Source organism: Phycisphaeraceae bacterium (assembly GCA_020639155.1).
In the GTDB taxonomy this organism is placed as follows: Bacteria; Planctomycetota; Phycisphaerae; order Phycisphaerales; family UBA1924; genus JACKHF01.
The window spans coordinates 827,839-849,796 of record JACKHF010000002.1; the positions used below are offsets into that span (position 1 = coordinate 827,839).

Sequence of the window (21,958 nt, forward strand, 5' to 3'; positions counted from 1 at the left end):
CGCCAGTGTTCTGCAGGTGATCTATGTCGCAGAAGCGATCGTTCAACCCGTTTGCAGGACTCCCGAACAAGCGCGAGGTCTTCGCGTGGGGCATGTACGATCTGGCGAACCAATCGTTCACGCTGCTGATCAACACGCTGCTGTTCTCAATTTATGTGAAGAAGGTCATTGTCCACGACGAAAAGGCCGGCGATCGATGGTGGGCGATCATGACCGCGACGAGCCTGTTCATCGTTGTGCTGCTGTCGCCGGTGCTTGGCGCTCTCGCGGATGCCCGCCGATGGCGCAAGGAGATGCTCATTGCGACGGGGCTGATCTGCTCGCTGCTGACAACAGGCCTTGCGCTGACTGGAGCCGACACACTCATCCTTGCGTTGCTGTTGTATATTCCAGCAAATATCTGCTTCGAACTCGGCGAGAACTTTCTCGCATCGTTCCTTCCCGATGTCTCGACCCCACGCAACATCGGGAAGATCAGCGCACTCGGATGGACGATGGGATACTCCGGCGCGATCCTGCTGATGGTGTGTCTGGCTGTCGGCACGTTCGCGTTCGGTCTCACCGATGCAATGGACTGGCGACCGTTCTTTGTCTTCGCAGGGTTGTGGTTCTTCGCAGCGATGCTTCCGGCGATGTTCATCCTGCGTGAGCAGCCACGCGAGGTGGAGCGCGGGCACAACGTTCTGGCGCAGGCGTTCGGGCGTCTGGCACACACCGTTCGTGATGCCAGCAGGTTCAAGCACCTTGTCCGATTCCTCATCGCGTTCTTCGTGTACGGGTTCGGCGTGCAGACGATGATAAAGTTTTCAGCGATCATCGCGACCGACTTCGGCGTGCAGGAAAAGGCGCTCGTCTTCTTTGCGCTGCAGATCTCGGTTACAGCTGGACTGACCACGTTCATCGTCAGCAAGTTTCAGGATCGCGTCGGCGCTCGCGCGATTGTCATTGCGTTCCTCGGTGTGTGGATCGGCGTTGCGCTTGCGCTCCTCTGGATGACCACACTGACCAACCGACCGCAATGGCTGTTCTGGATTGTCGGCAACGGAATCGGAATCGGGCTGGGCGGGATCGGCACGTCCAGCCGGTCCATGGTCGGTGTGTTCACGCCGAAGAATCGCGCGGCCGAGTTCTTCGGCCTGTGGGGCATGTCGTACAAACTGGCGGGCGCAATCGGCGTGCTGAGCTTCGGGCTTGTCAAAGCCTGGCTCGGCAACACCAACGCGATGATCCTGCTAACCACGTTCTTTGCAGTCGGGCTCGTTCTCATGCTTCCGGTGAGCGAGAAACAGGGCATGATTGCCAAACATCGCGCCGAACGCATTAGATGATTTTTAGCTCTCGGTTGTTCCGCTCTCAGACGTATCGAAACACAACACACGAAGCAACGGCGTTCCGCTGCACCAGACTGGCAGATGACGTGTTGAACCACCCGGAGCTACACGACTCTGCATCGCTGCCTGTGCGGGGAGCACAACTTGCATGTACCAACTGCGGTACCTTGACGCGAAGAGCGACTTCACCATGGTCTCACTGATGGCTTTGTCAGCAAGAAGTGTCTCGATCCCGCCCCAGAAATGCAGGACGGTCGAGAGCGCCTGACAGTTCTTGAGAAACTCGGGGTCCTCACCTGCCTTTACTGGATTGAGAACATATCTTGCAAAGGACTTCAGCCGTTTCTCATACCGTTTCTTGTCCTGCATCAGCCAGAGCCAAGACTCGCGACGGGCACGCTCCAGCTCGTTGCTGCTGAAGAGTGAATGCATTTCGATCGCAACCTCCCGCTTCATCAGCGTTTCAAGATGGTTCCGCTCGATCCAGTACACAATCCCCGCGAGCACAAACGCCACAACCGCCGCAAGAAGCGGTGGGCCGAAGTTGTCATAAAACGACTTTGGCTTTGCACCAAATCGATGGTTGCACGCAGCAGCACCGTTAGCTGGCACACCGCTCGACTGGCAGGAACAGCATGTGGCATCATGGCGCTGATGTCCTGACAACCCGTGTCCTGAGCGTGAAGGAGTCAGAGACGAAACAGCAACAAATGTCAGCACTACACCGACAACGACGAGGCACCAGAACCAGAACGACGATCGCGTACGAATCCGCAGGGGAAGAATATCTGACATGACGGACCTTACCTGCCATGTCTGTTTCTTGCTACTTCGCCTCACATTAATGTAGACATCCGACTTCAAAGACTGGGGTGTGCGAACGCGTCCACGGTAGTTTCCGGACGCACACACCTCCTCAGTCTCTCGTCGCATATGCTACAAGCCCTGTCAGGACACAACTCAGGAGACTGGATCGCATGGCTCACACGCTCAACGCCGCCACCACCGAGTTTGAGAAGAAGGACCGGTGCGCGAACCTCGACCATCGCCCGCGCGTGCTGCTCGGCAAGATGGGACTCGACGGACACGATCGTGGGGTGAAGGTCATCGCTCGTGCACTGCGCGATTCCGGCATCCACGTGATCTACTCCGGGTTGTGGCAGACGCCGCAGAGCCTTGCCATCTCAGCCCGCGACGAGGACTGTGATGTCATCGCAGCGAGCATGATGAGCAACTCGCATCTCGTGCTCGGTCCGCGCCTTATTGACAACCTGAAGAAGCTCGGCAGACCCGACATCCCCGTGTACATGGGCGGTATTCTCCCGCAGGACGATCTGCAGGCATTAAAAGACATCGGCATCGCAAAGTGCTTCTCGACCGGTGTTGGACTCGAAGAGATTGTCAACGCGGTGTGCAACGCGGTGCAGCCGTGGTCGCAGGTTGCTTCCTCGGGCGGTGTCACAGCACAGCTTGCGCGCGACATCTCGCTCGCGCACGATCAACGCGAAGTCAGGATTGACGCGCCACGACGCAGGCCGAAGCGCGTGATCGGTGTCACAGGCTCACCTGGCGCTGGTAAGAGCACGCTCGTCGCGCAGCTCGCAGGAGAGTTCTCCCGTCTTGCATCAAAGAATACCAACCTCGGCAGATGCGCGGTTGTGGCATTCGACCCAAAGAGCCCGATCACCAGCGGCGCATTGCTCGGTGATCGATTGCGCGTCGACTTCAACTCGCTCGGCGAGAAGGTGTATTACCGCAGTCTCGCGATCCGCGGCGAAGACTATCACGCACTCGATCAGATCGTGGAACTCATCGGCGGCGCACATTCTGGAGAGGATGCGTTCGACACTGTCTTTGTCGAGACAGTGGGCGCGGGCCAGAACGAAACACGCATTCGCGACTACGTCGATACGACAATGGTCGTGCTCACACCGGGCATGGGCGATGCGGTGCAGATGGACAAGGCGGGTATTCTGGAGATTGCGGATCTCTTCGTGTGCAACAAGGCAGACCATCCGGGCCAGAACGATCTCGCGAGAGATCTCAAGGAAATCTCGGGCAACCGCCCGATCTTTGAGACAGTCGCAACCCATGCCAAGGGCGTGCCGGAACTGCTTGCTGCACTGATCAACACGTAATCGCGCTGTCCAAAAACACCAGCCCTCGCGTTATTCACGCGAGGGCGAGTGGGAGAAGAGAGAGAAAAGAGATTTGTTTTTCCACGTCACCGTGGATGATTTCATGTTCGTTTCGAGCACAGGCTCGATCAATCTTTATCCGTTCTACATATTCGCGTACAGATTTGTTCGGGTTTCACGTAACCTATTTTTGGAATTAGGTGGAATCCACCGCTGAGGTTCCAGAAGGACTATTCGAGCATGAGACACGAAGTACTCGCTGCCATTCAACTGGACATCGTCCTATAATACCAAATATTAAGAAATGTAATCGACCCAAACGGACACAACTATCCTTGAGCAAATCAGTTGCACAATCAGTATCCCCAGATGTTCAACGCACGCTCCAAGTGCTTGACCTCTCTCTTTCGCTTGGAGCACACAACCTGAGGAATAGTGCTGACACCCGAACGTGCCTCTGGACAAAGTTACTCATTGAAAAACAAATCTGTCTACAGACAGGCATTGATCGGCCTCGTGTCATCGCACTCTTCGGTCCGACCAACGCGGGCAAGTCGACAATCGTCAATCTCCTGCTCGGGCAGCCACTCGCACCGATGAGTGCAACAGCCCGGCACACACAGCATCCGACATTGTTTGCTGCGAACGTGCATGCGCTCGCTTCAAACGAGTTGGTTCATCTCTCGTCGGGTCACAGCATCATCACCGAAGTCCCCACGTCACTCTCAGACGAGGCGCTTTCGCGGGGAGAGTACCAACGAACCTTGCGGGTTGTTGATGTCGCACCAGCACATACAAAGCTCGCTGACACAGTGATTCTCGACACACCAGACTTTTCGACAGAAGCTGCCGACGCGTATCTGGCGGAGGTATTTCACGCGAGTGCGTGCGCCGATCTGCTGGTATGTGTCGTAACACCCGAGTCGTATGCTGACGCGTTCGGACTTGATCTGCTTCGCACGTTTGCGCAGTCCGGCAAACACATGATTGTCGTTGGGAACAAGGTACCTCAACAGGCCGGTGCAACGGACGACATGCGCGCCCTGTTGCAACGTGAAATCGGTATGCAGCATCACCATTTCGTAGCGTTACCTATCGCACACGGACGGGACGGACAGGAACGGGTGGAATCACTGCTCGCATCATCGGCGTGCGAAGATCTTGTGAACGCTCTACATGCATCACTTCCAACATCTCAAAGCCGGTTCAGGCAACTGCGATTACACATCGACTGGGTGCGATCACATCTTGCTGAGGCGCTCGCACCGGTCCAGGCGCAGATCGACACCGCGTCCCGATCGAAGCAGGCAGTGTCATCGCTTGCTGACGCATCGGCATCCCACTTTGCTGAGACATATCTCACACGTGACCGGTATCCGGAGTTTGATCTTGCGATCGTGCGTGTGCTCCGATTGCTCGAAGTGCCCGTGCTTGGGCCTGCGCTCCGACTTTCGAACCGGATTGTGCGGGTTCCAATCAAGGCTGTCGGCAAAGCGCTCGGATTCGCGCAGACGAGCAAGCGATCGATCGCTGACGACGAGCGCGATGCCATTGTCCGGTGTGCGTTGCGATCGGTCGATCACATGAACGCGCGACTCCGTGAGCAGTATACAGCCAACTCATCATTTGCGACAACAGCTGCCACACTTGACGAGGCATGGATCCGGACACGTATCGAGTCTTGTTTGGATACTCACCACGCTGACGTGACACATCGCATCGAAGCGCGTGCACAATCCCTGTATGAAGCGCTCAAAGCAAAGCCGAAAGTGCTCGCAGCATTGCGGGCATCAAACGCCCTCGCGGGGCTCGGCTCAGCAGCAGCTGTGGTGATATCTCATGGGCTCAACTGGCACGATGCTGTGCTTGCACCGGTTGCGGTGGGCGTCCAACAGGAACTGCTGCGCCACGGGCTCGGCGTGTTTGTTGATCAGCAGCGTGCAAAGCTCAAACTGGAGCACCAACAACTGGTTGCATCACTGGTAGAAACATCCATCGTGAACGAACTGCTCGCAGCTATCCGAGAACCGGCGAATCAGCAGGACATCGACCATACGTACGCAACGATCGACGTGCTCCATGCTCGTATCCATTCTGAACAAGGCGGTGCAGCATGAGCAACAATGCAGCACCAAACACTGAGACCCGCTCGCTTGCCCCGTGGCAGCAGCGTGCAGCATCGTCGATTCATGCGATTGCTGACGCAGCAAATCAGAGCACCATCGTCCGTCCGACACACGTCCAGCAGCAGTTGCTTGACGATGCGATCGAACGCGCACGCGGCACGCTGCTTGGCTCACCCGAGCCTGTGCTACTGGTTGCGATTGTCGGGCCGAGCGGCGCTGGCAAGAGCTCGCTCATCAACGCCCTCGCGGGCGACACGATTGCAAAGGCAAGCCCCATTCGACCCACCACGCGCGAGCTGACCGTCTATCACCACGAGTCTGTCGTGCAGGGATCGCTGCCCGCGGACCTGATCGATCGCGCACACTTTGTGAAACATACCCGCGAGGAACTCCGCAATAAGGTGCTCATTGACACGCCTGATATTGATACATTTGTCAAATCAAACCGTGAGCTGACGCAGGATGTGCTCAAAGCAGTTGGATTAACCTTGTGCGTCGTGAGTCCTGAACGATACCTCGAAGAGCGCCTGTGGTCCGTTCTAAACACAGAAATCGTGCAGGACGCGGTTGTCTTTGTCATCAACAAGCGAGATCTCTGCACCGATGACGAGCTTGCACAGATTCAGCGTGACATCGCGCATCATCTCGCACAGATCGATCTGCACGATATCCCGATGTTGTCTGCGATCTCTGCTTCAGAGAGCGATATCGCACAGGATACAAGTGCTGTTTCCAACATGCTGACAAACACGTTGTCTGCGTCAGACGCTGCAGTGCTTGCACGCCAGTCGCGCGTCCGCGCGGTCGAGAGTGTAACACTTGCAGTCCAGCAGATCACCGAGAATGTGAACCAGTTATCACAACTGCATCAGTCGATTGGTGATGCGACCAGTATAACAACAGATAGCTTGCTTGATCGGTGCTCGCCAGCAATCGAGGAAACCGCTCGCGCCATGCGCCCGGACCTTGTCGCTGCGAATCACGCACACTTCTGGGGACCGATGCGCGCATGGTTCGGCATGTGGGACGGTTTGACCATCGGCCTTCCACGGATGCTTGCTCGCGTCGGGCCTGCGCTCTCAACCGCAACACAGTGCAGGTTGACCAGCACAAACGATGTTGCACCGGTTGCATCCAGCGTTCCTCTGGTGCTGCGACGAGACGACATCGCTGACACGCTTGAGCACATGACATCGCAGACCGATCAGATGCTGGCGCAGACAACACCACAACTCACGCCGTTGTCTAAAGTAGTGCATATAGATAGCGATGCTGCGAACACCATAATCGCAGAAACAGCATCGCATTCCGTATCATCAAACGGAAGCGTGTGGAAACGCTCGATCGGCTGGGTGCTCAGCTTCATCTCGATGATTGGCACAATCGGGCTGCTCGGGCTCGCGGTGTACTACCTTGGGAAGGAAGTCTGGCAGGGCACGTTCGGCGGCATCAACATGCTCGCGCACATGCTGCTGTTCTGGTTCGCGCTGCACGTTGTCGTTCATCTTCTCACCTCTCTTCTCATGCCAACGAGCTGGAAGCGACTCGCATACTCGATGAAGCAGCGATTCAGTGCATCTATCAGGCAACGCATTGAAACGCACTGGCATACATACGAACAGACAGCAAAGAACGAGAATGCACATCTCCAGCAGTATGTTGCAGACCTCCAATCTGCTGTCCGATCTGCGGGTATCGAGACGCATTCTCAACAACATTGATTCCAGCAGTCAACACAGCAGCGTCTTGAAACCTGTTGTATAATGGGACACGCATGTCCTTTTTCCAGTTGCAGCCGTGTACCTGCAACGCATGAACGCTGGAGGAACCCATGGCCCCCACCACAACGACATATCCGAAGCTGAACTTTGCCAAGTGGATCGAGGACAACAAGCACGATCTCAAGCCGCCGGTCTCGAACAAGCAGCTCTTCACAGAGTCTGAAGACGTGATCGTGTTCGTCTCGGGCGGCCCAAACACGCGCAACGACTATCACGTGAACCCAACCGAAGAACTCTTCTATCAGGTCAAAGGTGACATCGCTGTGCGCGTTCGCCCGCTTGACGGATCCGATCCCTACGACGTTGTCGTGAAAGAGGGCGAGATGTTTCTGCTCCCGCGCTGGGTGCCGCATCGTCCGCAGCGCCCCGCTGACACTGTCGGCCTGATTGTCGAGTTCCCGCGCGGATTCGATGCCGATGGCAAGCCGCAGAAGGACGGCTTGCGCTGGTACTGCCCCGAGTGTGATCATCTCGTCCACGAAGCACGATGGGAACTGAAGAAGATCGACGAGGATCTTGGTGTGATCATGGAGGACTTCTGGGGCGGCCCTGAAGACCGTCGCACGTGCAAGAACTGCAATCACGTTATCCAGCGCGCCGGCGAGTTCACACTTTCCTGATACGCACCGATCCACTATACACATCTCGCGTTCACTGTTGCCTGAGCAGCCTACGCTGGTTGCATGTCGAAAGAGTTCTGGAACGAGCGGTACGCTGAAGATGAGTTGACATACGGAGACGCACCGAACGCGTTTCTTGCGTCGATGCGGTCTGTGTTTCCTTCATCGGGCACAGCTCTCGATATCGCAGCTGGTCAGGGACGCAACGCGGTCTTTCTCGCATCACTCGGACTCGATGTGCTCGCGGTCGATCAGAGCGAGGTCGGTATGCGCGTAGCACGACAACTCGCAGAGCAACGAGGCTTATCTCTGCACACACAGACAGTTGACCTTGCAGAGTACCATCCTGCGGAATGCTCGTTCGATGCCATCACATCGATCTTTGCCCATCTCCCCGAAGCGCTGCGCACCTCGGTCCTGCAAAGCATCAGGTCATGGCTTCGACCGGGCGGTGTGTTCGTGCTTGAGGCGTACGCGCCGGACCAGATCGAGCGCGACACGGGCGGCCCCAAGGATCCCTCGATGCTCGCATCAGTTGAGTCCATCATCAATGAACTTGAAGGGCTTACCATTGAGCACAGCGCGTCGCTGGTGCGTAATGTCATCGAGGGCAAGCACCATTCGGGCGATGCCTCAGTTGTGCAGCTTGTTGCACGAAAGCCACTGAACTGAGCGACGTTCAGCCTTCAAACCACAACTCAGCGTATGGGCTGCTGTTTCTATCGACGCTCGCACTCGCGGCATACGCTTTCGGTGTTCCCTGCCCCATCGTCCCGAATGCAGTGAGATCGACGTGCCTCCACACTTTTTCAAGATCGATGTCCACACGCACATCCTCCCGCCGGACTGGCCGGACCTCGGTGAGAAGTACGGATACGGTCGCTTCCTGCGCATGATGAAACAGTACGACGAGAACGGCTGCTGCAACGGCGCGCAACTCGTTATCGACGGCGACAAGTTCAGATACGTCAAACCAAACTGCTTCGATCACGCTGTGCGTCTCTCAGAATGCGACGCCCTCGGCGTTGACATCCAGGTGCTCTCGACTGTACCGGTCATGTTCTCGTACTGGGCGCAGCCTCAGCACACGCTCGAACTGAGCATGTACCTCAACGACCATATCGCGGAGATCTGCCGCGAGCATCCAAAGCGCTTTGTCGGGCTCGGTACGCTTCCTATGCAGGATCCGCAGCTTGCGTGCAAGGAACTCGAACGCTGCATCAACGATCTCGGGCTTGTCGGCATCGAGATCGGCAGCCATATCGAGCAGCCACGTTCCGCCGACTGGAACTTATCAGAGCCCGCATTGCTTCCCGTCTTTGAGACGGCTGAGAAACTCGGCGCAGCCATCTTCGTGCATCCGTGGGACATGATGGGCGAGGAGGACATGGGCAAGTACTGGCTGCCGTGGCTGGTCGGCATGCCCGCAGAGACTGCGCGCGCGGTGTGCTCCATGATCTTCGGCGGCGTGTTCGAGCGATTCCCCAAGCTCCGCGTGATGTTCGCGCACGGTGGTGGCTCGTTCCCGTACACGATCGGGCGCATTGAGCACGGGTGGAACTGCCGACCTGACCTCGTCGCGATCGACTCGTCACACAATCCGTGGTCGTATCTTGCAGAGCCGGGCAAGCCAGCGCAGTTCTTTGTGGACTCGCTTGTCCACTCGCGCAACGCGCTGCGGTATCTCATCGCGCTGATGGACGAACGCCGCGTCGCGCTGGGCAGCGACTATCCGTTCCCGCTCGGCGAGGAAAAACCCGGCGCGATTATCGACTCGATGTACGACCTGACCGACCAGACCAAGCAGCGCCTGCTCGCGGGCACAGCGGTCGAGTTCCTGCAGCTTGACGCAGCGAAGTACGCGCTGCCTGCTGCCCTTTCACCTGCACGCGTATGAGGTTTTCCCGTCACTATTCCTTGTTCAAATGTGGAACCACATGAACTTCTGCAGGAACAAGAGCATAACACCAATCAACTTTCACCGGAGAACAGATCAATGAACCGCATGACCCCCATGACCCGCATGACAACAACTCTCGCACTCCTTCTTGCTTGCTTTGGTATCACCGCGCCTGTGCTCGCTCAGATCGAAACGGATGCGCCAGCCGAGAAGCAGGACCTCCCAGCGCCCGAGATCGAACTTATCTCACCCGGCAAAGCACCGCGCGAAGAGCTCCGGATGAGCCCGTCACTCAATCAGACCGAGCATCTCCAGATGATTATGGAGATGACCGGCGAGACTGCAATGTCGAACGGCATGTCGATGCCAATGGACATGCCGAAGATGACAATGCTGATGGACACGACCGCGATTCGGCAGATTGACAACGAGACCTACGAGATCGAAACGGTCTACGTCGACATCACATCAGACCCAAACCACGAGATGACGCCGATGTTCGAAGGACCGTTCAGGTCCATGAAGGGAATGAAACTGCGGACCACATCGAATACACGCGGGATCGTCACGAAGGTCGAGATTGCGTACCCGCCCGGGTTCGATCCAACCATGCAGCAGCAGATGGAAGCGATGAGGCAGTCACTCACACAGATGATGGTGCCACTCCCTGACCAGCCGATCGGCGTGGGCGCAAAGTGGAAGGTCATCACCCGAGCGACCATCAACAGTATGACCGTTGAGGTCGCGTCCACGTACGAACTGCTCAATCGCACGAAGGACAGCTTCAAACTACGCATCTCGTACGATCAGACTGCTGCATCGCAGAACGTCACGCTCCCGCAACTCCCTCCCGGCACGACGATGAAACTGAACAAGATGACGGGATCCGGATCGGCTGAATCAGAGTTCGCCACAGCGACGTTCCTGCCGATCGCATCGAAGCTAAACATGAAGAACGCTGTCGACATGTCGATGGACATGGGTGGTACACCGATCGACACAACAACAGATACCGACATCGCGATGACGGTCGAGCGAGTCAAGCCGGACGCAAAGCCGTGATGTCTGTTTCGTCATCGAGACTATGATCCATCATGGCGAAGAAGTCCACCAAACCAGCAGACACGCTCGATCCGAAGGACATGAGCTTCGAGCAGGCAATGGCCGAGCTCGAAGACGTTGTGCAGTCGATGGAGTCCGAGGTTGTCTCGATCAACCACTCGATCGATCAGTACAACCGTGGCGTGCAGCTTGTCAGCCGGTGCAAGGAACTGCTCGGGTTTGCCGAACAGCGCTTCGAAGAAATCAAGAAGCAGCACGAAAGCGCAAATGAAGATGATGATTAACTACGCCAGCTCGTTTCTAATATAACATCCACACGAAAGAACAACACCCGCAGGGACTTCCCTACGGGTGTGCTTGTTTGTTCTCAATGAAACATATTACGCAGCAACGCGCAGCTGCGTTGTATCCCCATTGCCACTGGGAACAAAGCGGACGGTTGTAATCTTTGAGGCTGCGGGCGGGAACGCGCCCTTGTATGCGCGGACGGTGTACTGCGCTGCGATGGTGCATGAAGGAATCGTGCCATCGATGAATGCGCGCGTGCCGGTGAGCCCGATCTGCTCAAAGGGACCGAACGGCTGGCCCGGCTCGGTCTGCACACTGCGCGAGATCGAGAACACGGTGCCGCCAGTGGTCGAACCTTTCCATTTCAGTGATATCTCGCCGTTGTTTGTCAAATCAAAGTCAATATCTGTCGGTGTCACCGGCGGAACGGATGTTGGTTCCTGCTTCGGTGGCACGGACGCCAGCGTGTAGACAGCATTGGGGTCGGGCTGGGTCTGTGCGAAGGCGCGGATGACAGTAATAAGTTGTCCGCCGAGACTGCGCATCTCGGAGACCTGCGTGTTCTGGGTGACAGTCGCGTTCTTCGCGGCGGTCTTTGCTGCCTGCGCTGCGTCGTATGCGGTGCGGGCTTGTGTTGTTTCTGTTGTGATCTCGGTGACTTGCCCAGCGGTGAGCCCGATGCCAATCGGGTTTTCCGCCCATGCGCCGACGCGCTGCTCGAACCATTCGATGTCGCCAACGATGGTTCCTGGTAAGGTTGACATGGTGTCGTCTCCACTATGTGTATATGTAACACACCCGCACCGATGGCGGGATTGTGGAGAGGATCGGATGTTTCGTTACGGAGATGAAGTGCAACTCTCCGCAATTCAAAGTTTTGCGTAAAGTATATAAGCCTTTACAGTTGTCGAAGTGCTGGCGGATGCTCCATAGCTGCGTGCTGTGGACAAAGCCACGCATATTGGCCGGATTTGGTTAGCACACAACGCAAACCACCCCAGCGATTCGGCGAGGGTGGGACGTTTTTCATGAGTATCTCTTGGATATATTCGAGGCTGTTGATTTCGGGCCGTACAGCGTGACTACTCGGCAGATGTTCAACTTCACCTAGATCTATTTTGCTATTAGGCAGTGCGTCCCCTACCGCATCTATCAGATCGAGACTCTTATCGAGCTGTTCGCTGACGTAATCTTCAAGACCAACCCTGACAGCGCCAGTGCCTATTGGGATAAACGCCTTGACAAGCATTGTTGCCCACGAGATATATGGTGCTGCTCGGACAAGCCAGTTCTTTGGCACATCAATATCGAAGTTTGGTGGTTCACACATACCAATGGGATGGATCGGATGTGGTCCATCCTTATGTTCACACCAACAGCAAATGTGCATGGACTTGTACATAACTCGCCTTGCGATGTTCCAGCCTCCACTTCCCTCCGGTGGCAAGATGGTGAGCAACGACGGTGCTCTACGCACAATCTGGTTGTATGGATCCATCATATCTCGGAACAGATGCAATGACTGGTTCATCAGAGCAATCTGGCCATCACGAAGTTCCCTTTGTCCCTTCAGAAGCAATAGCTGGCTCAGTTGTATTTCTCGAAGTTTCCGCTCAATCTCCGCCTTACCCGGATCAAAGCCTTCGAGCAGTGCATTTGCATACATTGTGTTCTCACACGCCTGGCACTCTATTACCTGATTTCGCTTTTCTTCCACATATTCATATCGGAAAGCATTCTCGCAAGGATTGTCGGCATCGCCGCGGTGCATGCACGGGACTGTAAAGTTGTGCTTAAGATTGGGCCATCGCTCTTTGATGAGTTGCGCAAGTGTACCGCGAAGGCTGCGAGCAAGACACGCCGGATATTCATCACGCACTGTAAAGCGAAACTCCCGATCAACCAACTCAGCGAACGCCTGACCACGCTTGGCTGTGCAAAGAAAGAAGCCATTTCGCCAGTTGCTGTCCAGCGCCTCTGCGCCTTGTTGTGGAGCATCTGGTGCCCGGTGTGGATGAATAGCAGCTGTCATGGCCGGAACCATACCGGCTGGTGCATCTTCACGCATTGAGCAGATGATCACTGCTTGCCGTTGGGCAGGTGTGTCGGATGGCTTCCAGTACAAGTTGTCGGGTTGGTTGCGCTGGATCATTTCTGGAACGAGGCTGATTCGTTCACCTTCTCCTGCCATTGGATAGGCAATGTCAAATCGCCACATCAACCAGAGGAACAATGGATGGAGTTGCGTTGGATAGCCGGGGCAACCGGTCTCTTTGCTTTTCTTCCAGATATGCTTGAGACGCTTGTGCTCAAGTCTGCCGGACTTCTTGCTCGTATGTTCATCCTCAAGCACGAACGTCACAGCCTGGGCGAGCCACTCGGGACGAAGGATGACAATGTTGTGCGTGTCTTCCGGCGTCTCATCGGCCGCCTGCTCGAAATACGTAACCTGCCCAAGATCATCCATGACACTGGCAACAAGACCGACATCATCTGCTTCCACTTCTGCGCTCTCGCACACATCTGCAAACTCAGAGAGTGAGAGATACGGCTTGTCCTGCTCGCGTACTCGCCTTGAGGCCTCGATCCATCGCGATGGATATGGAGTGTCCATATCTTCAAGCTCCGATGCGGCTTGCGCAATTGCATCGCTGAGTTCGGCAATACCCTTGCCGTCTGGTCCATCCTTGCTGCTGACCGCATAGCTGCCTTCGCCGTACAGCAAATCACCAAATCGCTGCTTCAGCGCATCCCAACCAATATTTGCAGGTACATTCTCATCCGCGTGCGTCGACACGATAAGGACTCGCGCAGTTGGGCCAGCACTGAGATGGATTCGCTCTAGCCGCTCTGTCAGATCGGCATCAAGGTGCGGCCGTGGCTTCCACACAAGCAGGTAGACCGCTTTGCGCGAGAAGAAGATCTGATGTGTGATCTGGTAATGCTCCTGCCCACCAAAGTCCCAGCAGTTGAAATGGATCATGCGTTCGGGCTCATCATCTGTTGGAGTCGGATGCGGCAGATTAAGACGTTCACGCGCGATCTCAATGCCCTTTGTCGATCCTTTATTCTTTGGAACCTTCCCTTGCAGTGCCTGCAGCAGCCATGTCTTTCCAACGTCGCCAGAACCAACGAGCAGCAGCTTCGCCTCGTCGAAACGAACGCTGTGTGAGGGGTCACCATCACCAAGGCCGCGGATATAGCTAAGCAGGGATTGATGCGTTTCCACTACACGCGCAAGTTCGGGCGTAAGCGGATTATTGTGCAGAGAGAACTGTCGAAGACGTTTCAGTCGCCCAAACTCGTGTGGCAACGAAGTGATGCTGTTACCCGAGAGGTCCAGCGTTGTCAGATGAATGAGCTTGGCGAGGTGCCCCGTACCCTCGTCGCCAACCGAGTTGTCCCCGAGGTACAACGTCGCCAGATTGGTGAGTTGCGCGAGGTGCTCCGCACCCTCGTCACCAACCGAGTTGCGCTCGAGGTCGAGCGACGCCAGATTCGTGAGTTGTGCGATATGCCGAGCGCCCTCGTCGCCGATCGAATTGTGCACGAGGTTCAGGCTCGTCAGATTGGAGAGCTGTGCGATATGCCGAGCGCCCTCGTCGCCGATCGAGTTGTCCACGAGGTTCAGGCTCGTCAGATTGGAGAGATGTGCGAGGTGCCGAGCGCCCTCGTCGCCGATCGAGTTCCCCCCGAGGTCGAGCGTTGCCAGATTGGTGAGCTGTGCGAGGTAACCAGCGCCATCCGGGCCGACCGAGTTGTCCCCGAGGTTGAGCGTCGCCAGGTTGGTGAGCTGCGCGAGGTGCTGAGCCCCCTTGTTGCCAACCGAGTTGCTCTGGAGGTCGAGCGTCGCCAGATTGGTGAGCTGTGCGAGGTGTCGAGCCCCCTCGTCGCCAACCGAGTTACCCCCGAGGTACAGCGTAGCCATTTTGGTGAGCTGTGCGAGGTGCCGAGCCCCCTTGTTGCCAACCGAGTTGCGCTCGAGGTACAGTCTCGCCAGACTGGCGAGCTGCGCGATGTGCCGAGCGCCATCGTCGCTGATCGAGTTGCCCCCGAGGTCGAGCGTCACCAGACTGGTGAGCTGCGCGAGGTGCCGAGCGCCATCGTCGCCGATCGAGTTGCCCTCGAGGTACAGCGTTTCCAGACTGGTGAGCTGCGCGAGGTACCGAGCGCCATCGTCGCCGATCGAGTTGCCCCCAAGGTCGAGCTTCGCCAGACTGGTGAGCCGCGCGAGGTGCCGAGCGCCATCGTCGCCGACCGAGTTGGCCCCAAGTTCAAGAGTTGTGAGATTGGTGAGCTGTGCGAGGTGCCGAGCGCCATCCGGGCCAATCGAGTTGTGCCCGAGATGTAGCGTCGCCAGACTAGTGAGCTGTGCGAGGTGCCCTGCGCCATCCGGGCCGACCGAGTTGTGCCCGAGGTGTAGTGTCGCCAGACTGGTGAGCTGCGCGAGGTGCCGAGCGCCCTCGTCGCCGATCGAGTTACCCTCAAGGTTCAGTCGCGTCAGATTAGTGAGCTGTGCGAGGTGCCGAGCGCCCTCGTCGCCGATCGAGTTACCCTCAAGGTTCAGTCGCGTCAGATTAGTGAGCTGTGCGAGGTGCCGAGCGCCCTCGACGCCGATCGAGCTAAACCCGAGATCAAGCGTGGTCAGGCACCGAAGATCACACAGGCCTTTGATACTATCGGTATCGAGTGGCACATCCACGTCCACAATGCACTGCTGTGGCCAACCATGCTCTCGCAGCTCATCTCGATAGTCGCGCTGGTGGTTAGGGTTCCATACCTCCGGGGGCACGAACGCAAGGTGTGTCCACTCTTCTGCCCTCGCGCGCTCGATCGTCTCGCGCACGATGCGACGGGTCCGCTCTACCGGTGTTTCGTTACGATCCTTTGCAGCCATCGCGCAATTCTACACGAGCATGGCGATCGATGTCATAGGGAGATTCTCTCATATGAGATACGACCGAGAAGGGTGAACACGCTTTTTTCTATTGCATGCTGCTGGCTTTGAAACCTCGATCATCCGGATCAACGGGCCGACACGCCAGAGCAAACGGTCGACACTACGCTCCATACCCTCGACACTTCAGAGCACACCGTCGACCCGCAACCCCAGACCGTCGACAGGTTGCTTCAAACCGTCGACGCTCCGCTTCAAACTCTCGACAGTCTGGAGCAAACGGTCGACAGTTTGGAGCAACAATTCGAGTTATCCCGCACACCGTGCGTCCGTTTGGGTCGTTATCGCGGTGCTAATTTGCGTTCTGACGCAATGAAACATCCACGCGCAGCGCTTGCGCGGTTTCAATGACACACAGCACCCCACTGCACTCGTACGTGCTGCGCAAGATACCAGTGGCACCAGATTCTCTCGACCAGACCATCATGGTCACGCACGCGCGACCACGGCACCCGACAGTTGCGTAGCTTCAATCACATACTGCACCCCACTGCACTCGTACGTGCTGCGCAAGATACCAATAGCACCATGCACACGATCCGCTCGGACTGTTGCACCAGCCCATCGATGAACCCCGGCCCCATCCCTGCGGACGATTGCTGCACCGACGGAGCCGAATCGGTCCGAAAAGCGCTCGATACTCCACAGGTTTTCCACATTGCATGCACACCGTCACCCATTTCCCATCAATTCGGGTAGCGAGGCGATTCAAGCCCATCTGGCGCAGCCATTTCGGTATCATGCCAGTCCGCCTGCCATCACGGAAGATGCGCGGAGTTCCAAACAACCACAGCGGCACCACGCTGGCCGCCCGCGTATCGCCAGTCAGGAGGCCCAAATGTATGTTGCATCTATGACCTGTTCAGGGCAGAACTGTTCAGAGAAGACCCGCTCCGGAACTGCTCGCACGCGCTGCGCTGCTGGAGCAATCGCACTCGCGCTGACCGCGGTCGCCTCGGCTGATCCATACAGCCAGCTCAACTTCGATATGACCGGGTTTGAGGTCTCGTTCTACTCGGGCGCAAATGGCACCGGCACACAACTGGCAAGTGTCAGCGCGGGCGGCGGACTCAACTTCACCGGCTCGTGGGAGTTCTCGTTTTCAAACGGGGCACTCATGGGCAACTCGGTCATGGGAAACAACCTGACCGGCGGGCAGGGGCCGTTCCTGCACGCTGGCACTGCACAGCTGTCCGGCTTTGAAGGTGTCGCACGAATGAACATCGTCAATGGTATCGTCGAGTATGCAAGATTCGTGATAGAAGTTCCCAATGCAGCCAACGGTGTTGATGTGTTCGGCTTTGGCTACGACGACTCATCGCATGTCAACAATATTGCCATTCAGCAGGCAATCGGTGGCGCGTGGACTGTCGACGGCTTTGGCGAGATGGGATTCTATAAAGGTGGCATCTTTGATGGTGACGGCGACAACATTCTCGGCGACGATGTCGATCTGTCCGTCTTTAACATGGGTCCCTTCGCGCCGTTCAGTTACATACCGACAACGCTGTTCCGTGTTCAGAACGATGGCTCAAACATGGATGTCAATCTGATCTTTGACTCGGGCGCAAACGCCATCCCCATGCCGCTGACATCTGCGATGGGCTTTGCCGGACTGATCGCAATAGGTTCTGTGCGTCGCCGGCGCTAGTTGAGTTGGTGCGCAACTGGCCAGATGCCGCTGCTTTGTCACAACGCAACAAACTGAACGAACGACACATCGGCGACACACTGGTACGTGCTGCGCAAGATACCAGTGGCACCCACAATCCCAGCAACGCTTAGTGAGGCTGTTATTGTTCTGCGCGTGGCAACGAGGTGATGCTGCTGTTGTCACTGAGATTGATCGCTGTACGTTTGGCAAGGTGCGAAAGACGCTCAGTCCCTGCATCGCCGATCCTGTTGTAACTGAGATCAAGCGTTCGCAGGCTGGTCAGGCGTGACAGGTACTCAGCACCTGTATCACCGACCAGGTTCCCCCCGAGGTGAAGCTCACGCACACCGGTCATGCGCGACAGATGCTCCGCCCCCGCGTTACCGATCGAGTTGTTCGCGAGGTTGAGCGTCCGCAGATTCTTCAGGCCTGACAGATGCTCCGCGCCATCGTCGCCTACACAGTTGCTCACAAGATCGAGCGTCAGCAGGTTGGCAAGCTGCGACAGAGACTGTGCGCCGTCATTGCCGATGGCATTGCCGCCGAGATCGAGTTCTGTGAGGTTCGCAAGTTGTGACAGGTGGTGCGCACCAGCGTCGCCGATCGAGTTGTTCCGAAGATCGAGCTTCGTCAGCTTGGTCAGGCGCGCTAAGTATTCCGCCCCTGCTTCACTGATCGAGTTGTCTCTGAGGTTGAGCGTTGTCAGATTCGTCAGACGCGACAGGTGTGCTGCTCCCTCATCACCGATCCAGTTGCTTCCGAGGTCGAGCGTTTCCAGATGAGTCAGCCCGCCAAGATGCTTTGCACCATCCGCGCCGATCGTGTTGCCTCCGAGGTCGAGCGACCTGAGGTTCGTAAGTCGCGCAACCTGCGCTGCTCCATCGGCGCAGACCGAGTTGCCCCTGAGATGCAGCGCCACCAGATGAGGGAGATCGCACAGGTCCATCGTGATGATGTTGATATCAGGGACCACATTCATGTCCACGATGCAATGGTCGGGCCAGCCCTGCCCGAGCAGTGTTTCGCGCCACTTCGCCTGATTGTCGTTACTGCTTCCAGCCGAACTTGTACCGTTCGGACTTACACTATTTGGACTCAGAAATGCAAGATGTGTCCACTGTTCTTTTCTCGCGCGGCTGACCGTGTCGCGCACAATGCGCTGGACATGCTCTTCCTGTATCTCTTTGCTGCGTGTGTCAGTCATCGTGTGAGATGATTCTATGTCCCAACACGTCATCCGTGGCAAGTCTACCCTGCTTCGGTTCCGCTTCGTTCCGATCAGGAGAATGCCAATGCCGCGCAGGATTCAGACTTCGTTGTGCGCACTCTGGCTGGGTGCATTTTTCATCGCGCCGCTCACGCTGACCGGCTGCGCGCAAAGCCACGAAGCAAACATCACGAAAGATAACTCAGCAGAGAACATCCCCGACATCGATCCGCCCCACCTGCACCGCGATGGCAATCTGCTCTTCGCTGCACAGCCCGACGAGACCACGATCCAAACGCTTCCGAGCGAGGGCGTGACAACGGTCATCAACTTCCGAACACAAAGCGAGATGGACGAGCGTGTTCCCTTCGACGAAGCCGACATCGTGACAAACGCAGGCATGCAGTACATCCACATTCCACTGGGCGGCGGGGTCGATGAGGAACCTGGGTACGACCCGGAGGATGTTGATCGCTTGGCCGAGGTACTCGATCGCGCTCAAGGCAATGTGCTGCTGCACTGCGCCTCGGGCGGGCGCGCACGCACGATCTGGACCGCGTACCTCATCAAGTACAAGAGGCTCTCGGAGCGCGATGCGATCTTCCGCGCGCAGCGTGCCGGCCAGCCGCCGAGTTCGCTCGATCGACTCCTCGGGCGCGAGAGTGTGTACGAGCCGATCGAAGACGATAAGTAGGAAATGCGGGCCGGCGCGTAAGAGCCAAGCCAGCAGCATAACCTTGCTGCAACATATGTCTGAGAACGAACCCAACGAACAGAACGAACGAACTGACTCCCTCGAAGCGATCGAGCATCTCATCGCGCTGAGCGAGGAAGCTGTTGATCGCGGTGACTTTACAGCAAACGAAGAGTATTGGGAGCAGGCACTGGCAATGCGGCTTCGGCTTGTCCCTGGAGATACTGAGGACACTGCACACATGCTCGACGACAGCGGCGTCAGCAAGGAACTCGCAGGCAAGCACAGCGAAGCGGAATCCCTCTTCATGCGGGCAGTTGCAATGTACGAAACAATACATAGTCAAGAACACGCGGATATCGCAACCGTGCTCGACGATCTGTCCCGCGTGAAGGAATCGCGGGGAGATATAGAGGCAGCCCTCTCCGTGCAGGATCGTGCGTATTCCATGCGTCAGCGTGTCCAGCCGAAAGAAGACGAGGCATCGGTTATGGCGCTGATGCGATGCGGTTTTCTCAAGGCACAACTGGGACAACTTGAGCAGGCTGAGACCGACTATGTTGCGGCGCACGAGATGATGCAGCGACTCGGCTATGGTGATCACGAAGCTGTCGCAAAGAATCTGGCGAACCGCGCACACGCAATCTCATACCTTCACCGCGCTGATGAAAGTATACAGATCTTTGAGGAAGCGCTCGCAATGCAGAGACGATTGTACGCGGGAGACCATCCCGACATCGCAAACTGCCTTTCGAGTCTTGCATCAATATACCTTGTGATTGATCAGCCCCACAAAGCGAGGCCGATCATCGAAGAAGCACACGCGATGGCTGCTCGTGTATATCCGGAAGATCACCCCCACCGAGGGACAATCGAAGGCTGGTATCAGACCATATGTGAAAACACACCTTGACACGTATGTGTAATCATGACAAAGGCAGCTTGTACCTCTCGTTATCTAGTGACTCTTGTGAGTCATCACCAAGTAAGGCGAGCGGATCATCTGAACCGATCCGAGCTTCAGCGCGCATCGCAGCGATCTCGCGCTTGCGCGGTTCCGGCGATGACGACATCATGACAAGCAGCGCATCCTCGACGGACATCGTCCGCTCGCTCACATACGCAACCACCTCGGCCCACGTTCTGTCAACCTCATCAGGATGGGCACCGGACGATGGTGAGACTGTAAGCACCTTCGATGCATCATCGATCGTCATCGCGCCGCTTGCAATCTGTGCGAGCATCTCGCGCTTGCGGTCCTCTGGCGCGTGCGAATGCACGATCATCGCGATGTCCGCGCCGGTGAGCACGCCCTCGTCAACATACGTGAGGGCCTCGCGCCATGTCTGCTCCTGATCGGTATCGCTGCTTGCGCGGTGATTGGTCTTCGTATCAACCGGGACGCGCTCAAGATACGACAGCACGAGCCGGTGACAACTGGTGCACCAGCCCGGCACGCGCTTGGTATTGGATGTGGCACAGCGCCTCACCGCGCCGGCCCTCCCCGCGTCTGCTGTGCGTCCGCAGCGCGGGCACCGAAACCGCCACCCAAGCGCAGTGTCGAACTCGCCCAAAGGGGTCCGTTTGCCAAAGAAACGCTGCTTCCATGTGAATCCGGTTGGCATCGTCACACTCCGGGATTGCTCTACACGATCCATGTGATCATATTGGCCGATGTCTCTATCAGATTTCAGGGGAGGGAAAGAGCAGGCAAAGCGTCGTCTATTGCATGCTGTTGTTTGATGCCAGCCTATTTGAGCTCTTGCGCAAGTCCGATGAGCACTCCCTCGGGGCCTCGGATGTAGCAAAGTCGGTACACTTCCTGATACTGTGCGACGTTACCAACGAGCACCGCACCACGCTTGCTGAGCCGAGCGAGTGTGTCGTCGATATCCTCCACGGTGAACATGACGCGCAGGTAGCCAAGGGTATTGACAGGAGCAACACGGTGATCGGCGACCACAGGCGGCGCGAGGAATCGGGACAACTCGAGGCGGCTGTGACCATCCGGCGTACGCATCATGGCAATCTCGACACGCATGTCCCGCAGTCCGGTCACGTCATCAGCCCAAGCCCCTTCGATCGGGGCGCGCCCTTCGAGTTCAAGGCCGAGTTCAGTGAAGAACGCAACAGCGGCATCGATGTCCTCCACCACAATACCGACATTGTCCATACGTTTGACAGTCAACGTGTATCCTCT

The 21,958-nt window shown here is 56.9% G+C and carries 18 protein-coding genes; 12 read left to right on the plus strand and 6 right to left on the minus strand.

What is annotated here, in order from left to right; genetic code table 11:
- Window positions 1–23 precede the first annotated feature (23 nt).
- Window positions 24–1,328 carry an MFS transporter gene (locus tag H6815_14150; GenBank protein ID MCB9861582.1) on the plus strand — a complete coding sequence of 435 codons (1,305 nt, stop codon included), beginning with the start codon at window positions 24–26 and terminating at the stop codon, window positions 1,326–1,328.
- Between the two features lie 3 nt (window positions 1,329–1,331).
- On the opposite strand, the gene H6815_14155 is transcribed toward H6815_14150, so the two are convergent.
- A complete protein-coding gene (locus tag H6815_14155; protein MCB9861583.1) occupies window positions 1,332–2,126 on the minus strand; it encodes a hypothetical protein in 795 nt (264 codons plus the stop codon).
- A 182-nt stretch (window positions 2,127–2,308) separates the two neighbouring features.
- On the opposite strand from H6815_14155, the gene H6815_14160 reads away from it, so the two are divergent.
- The 8 genes from H6815_14160 (at window position 2,309) to xseB (ending at window position 11,242) form a co-directional block, all read left to right on the plus strand.
- The gene (locus H6815_14160; GenBank protein ID MCB9861584.1) at window positions 2,309–3,469 is read left to right on the plus strand and encodes a cobalamin B12-binding domain-containing protein; all 1,161 of its coding nucleotides are present in this window, start codon (window positions 2,309–2,311) and stop codon (window positions 3,467–3,469) included.
- Between the two features lie 389 nt (window positions 3,470–3,858).
- Entirely contained in the window at window positions 3,859–5,586 is a 1,728-nt protein-coding gene (locus H6815_14165) for a 50S ribosome-binding GTPase (GenBank protein ID MCB9861585.1), read from the plus strand.
- Complete coding sequence (locus tag H6815_14170; GenBank protein MCB9861586.1) at window positions 5,583–7,316, plus strand: 50S ribosome-binding GTPase; 1,734 nt, start codon at window positions 5,583–5,585, stop codon at window positions 7,314–7,316. The genes H6815_14165 and H6815_14170 overlap by 4 nt, the downstream gene beginning before the upstream one ends.
- Before the next feature lie 110 nt (window positions 7,317–7,426).
- A complete protein-coding gene (gene nbaC / locus H6815_14175) occupies window positions 7,427–7,996 on the plus strand; it encodes a 3-hydroxyanthranilate 3,4-dioxygenase (protein ID MCB9861587.1) in 570 nt (189 codons plus the stop codon).
- Between the two features lie 63 nt (window positions 7,997–8,059).
- Window positions 8,060–8,668, plus strand: a complete 609-nt coding sequence (locus H6815_14180) for a class I SAM-dependent methyltransferase (GenBank protein MCB9861588.1) — start codon at window positions 8,060–8,062, stop codon at window positions 8,666–8,668.
- A 121-nt stretch (window positions 8,669–8,789) separates the two neighbouring features.
- Window positions 8,790–9,893, plus strand: a complete 1,104-nt coding sequence (locus tag H6815_14185) for an amidohydrolase (protein ID MCB9861589.1) — start codon at window positions 8,790–8,792, stop codon at window positions 9,891–9,893.
- A gap of 99 nt (window positions 9,894–9,992) precedes the next feature.
- Window positions 9,993–10,958, plus strand: a complete 966-nt coding sequence (locus tag H6815_14190) for a hypothetical protein (protein ID MCB9861590.1) — start codon at window positions 9,993–9,995, stop codon at window positions 10,956–10,958.
- A gap of 32 nt (window positions 10,959–10,990) precedes the next feature.
- Window positions 10,991–11,242: an exodeoxyribonuclease VII small subunit gene (gene xseB, locus H6815_14195; GenBank protein ID MCB9861591.1), complete on the plus strand. Its 252-nt coding sequence runs from the start codon at window positions 10,991–10,993 to the stop codon at window positions 11,240–11,242.
- A 96-nt stretch (window positions 11,243–11,338) separates the two neighbouring features.
- Here the strand turns inward: xseB and H6815_14200 are convergent, their stop codons facing one another.
- Window positions 11,339–12,010, minus strand: coding sequence for a hypothetical protein (locus H6815_14200; GenBank protein ID MCB9861592.1), 672 nt, complete (start codon window positions 12,008–12,010; stop codon window positions 11,339–11,341).
- A 134-nt stretch (window positions 12,011–12,144) separates the two neighbouring features.
- Window positions 12,145–16,143 carry a leucine-rich repeat domain-containing protein gene (locus tag H6815_14205; protein MCB9861593.1) on the minus strand — a complete coding sequence of 1,333 codons (3,999 nt, stop codon included), beginning with the start codon at window positions 16,141–16,143 and terminating at the stop codon, window positions 12,145–12,147.
- A gap of 898 nt (window positions 16,144–17,041) precedes the next feature.
- Here H6815_14205 and H6815_14210 point away from each other — a divergent pair.
- Window positions 17,042–17,854: a hypothetical protein gene (locus H6815_14210; protein MCB9861594.1), complete on the plus strand. Its 813-nt coding sequence runs from the start codon at window positions 17,042–17,044 to the stop codon at window positions 17,852–17,854.
- A gap of 142 nt (window positions 17,855–17,996) precedes the next feature.
- On the opposite strand, the gene H6815_14215 is transcribed toward H6815_14210, so the two are convergent.
- Window positions 17,997–19,061, minus strand: coding sequence for a leucine-rich repeat domain-containing protein (locus H6815_14215; GenBank protein ID MCB9861595.1), 1,065 nt, complete (start codon window positions 19,059–19,061; stop codon window positions 17,997–17,999).
- Between the two features lie 88 nt (window positions 19,062–19,149).
- On the opposite strand from H6815_14215, the gene H6815_14220 reads away from it, so the two are divergent.
- Window positions 19,150–19,758 carry a dual specificity protein phosphatase family protein gene (locus H6815_14220; protein ID MCB9861596.1) on the plus strand — a complete coding sequence of 203 codons (609 nt, stop codon included), beginning with the start codon at window positions 19,150–19,152 and terminating at the stop codon, window positions 19,756–19,758.
- 55 nt (window positions 19,759–19,813) lie between these two features.
- A complete protein-coding gene (locus H6815_14225) occupies window positions 19,814–20,671 on the plus strand; it encodes a tetratricopeptide repeat protein (GenBank protein ID MCB9861597.1) in 858 nt (285 codons plus the stop codon).
- A gap of 13 nt (window positions 20,672–20,684) precedes the next feature.
- Here H6815_14225 and H6815_14230 read toward each other — a convergent pair whose 3' ends face one another.
- On the minus strand, window positions 20,685–21,383 hold the full coding sequence (locus H6815_14230; GenBank protein MCB9861598.1) for a hypothetical protein: 699 nt from the start codon (window positions 21,381–21,383) through the stop codon (window positions 20,685–20,687).
- A gap of 125 nt (window positions 21,384–21,508) precedes the next feature.
- The gene (locus H6815_14235; GenBank protein ID MCB9861599.1) at window positions 21,509–21,946 is read right to left on the minus strand and encodes a VOC family protein; all 438 of its coding nucleotides are present in this window, start codon (window positions 21,944–21,946) and stop codon (window positions 21,509–21,511) included.
- Window positions 21,947–21,958: the final 12 nt, after the last annotated feature.

Bases quoted from the DNA above. Each gene is read 5' to 3' on its own strand.
- H6815_14150 (MCB9861582.1), top strand. From the start codon at position 24: ATGTCGCAGAAGCGATCGTTCAACCCGTTTGCAGGACTCCCGAACAAG.
- H6815_14155 (MCB9861583.1), bottom strand. From the start codon at position 2,126: ATGTCAGATATTCTTCCCCTGCGGATTCGTACGCGATCGTCGTTCTGG.
- H6815_14160 (MCB9861584.1), top strand. From the start codon at position 2,309: ATGGCTCACACGCTCAACGCCGCCACCACCGAGTTTGAGAAGAAGGAC.
- H6815_14170 (MCB9861586.1), top strand. From the start codon at position 5,583: ATGAGCAACAATGCAGCACCAAACACTGAGACCCGCTCGCTTGCCCCG.
- nbaC (MCB9861587.1), top strand. From the start codon at position 7,427: ATGGCCCCCACCACAACGACATATCCGAAGCTGAACTTTGCCAAGTGG.
- H6815_14180 (MCB9861588.1), top strand. From the start codon at position 8,060: ATGTCGAAAGAGTTCTGGAACGAGCGGTACGCTGAAGATGAGTTGACA.
- H6815_14190 (MCB9861590.1), top strand. From the start codon at position 9,993: ATGAACCGCATGACCCCCATGACCCGCATGACAACAACTCTCGCACTC.
- xseB (MCB9861591.1), top strand. From the start codon at position 10,991: ATGGCGAAGAAGTCCACCAAACCAGCAGACACGCTCGATCCGAAGGAC.
- H6815_14200 (MCB9861592.1), bottom strand. From the start codon at position 12,010: ATGTCAACCTTACCAGGAACCATCGTTGGCGACATCGAATGGTTCGAG.
- H6815_14205 (MCB9861593.1), bottom strand. From the start codon at position 16,143: ATGGCTGCAAAGGATCGTAACGAAACACCGGTAGAGCGGACCCGTCGC.
- H6815_14210 (MCB9861594.1), top strand. From the start codon at position 17,042: ATGTATGTTGCATCTATGACCTGTTCAGGGCAGAACTGTTCAGAGAAG.
- H6815_14215 (MCB9861595.1), bottom strand. From the start codon at position 19,061: ATGACTGACACACGCAGCAAAGAGATACAGGAAGAGCATGTCCAGCGC.
- H6815_14220 (MCB9861596.1), top strand. From the start codon at position 19,150: ATGCCGCGCAGGATTCAGACTTCGTTGTGCGCACTCTGGCTGGGTGCA.
- H6815_14225 (MCB9861597.1), top strand. From the start codon at position 19,814: ATGTCTGAGAACGAACCCAACGAACAGAACGAACGAACTGACTCCCTC.
- H6815_14230 (MCB9861598.1), bottom strand. From the start codon at position 21,383: ATGCCAACCGGATTCACATGGAAGCAGCGTTTCTTTGGCAAACGGACC.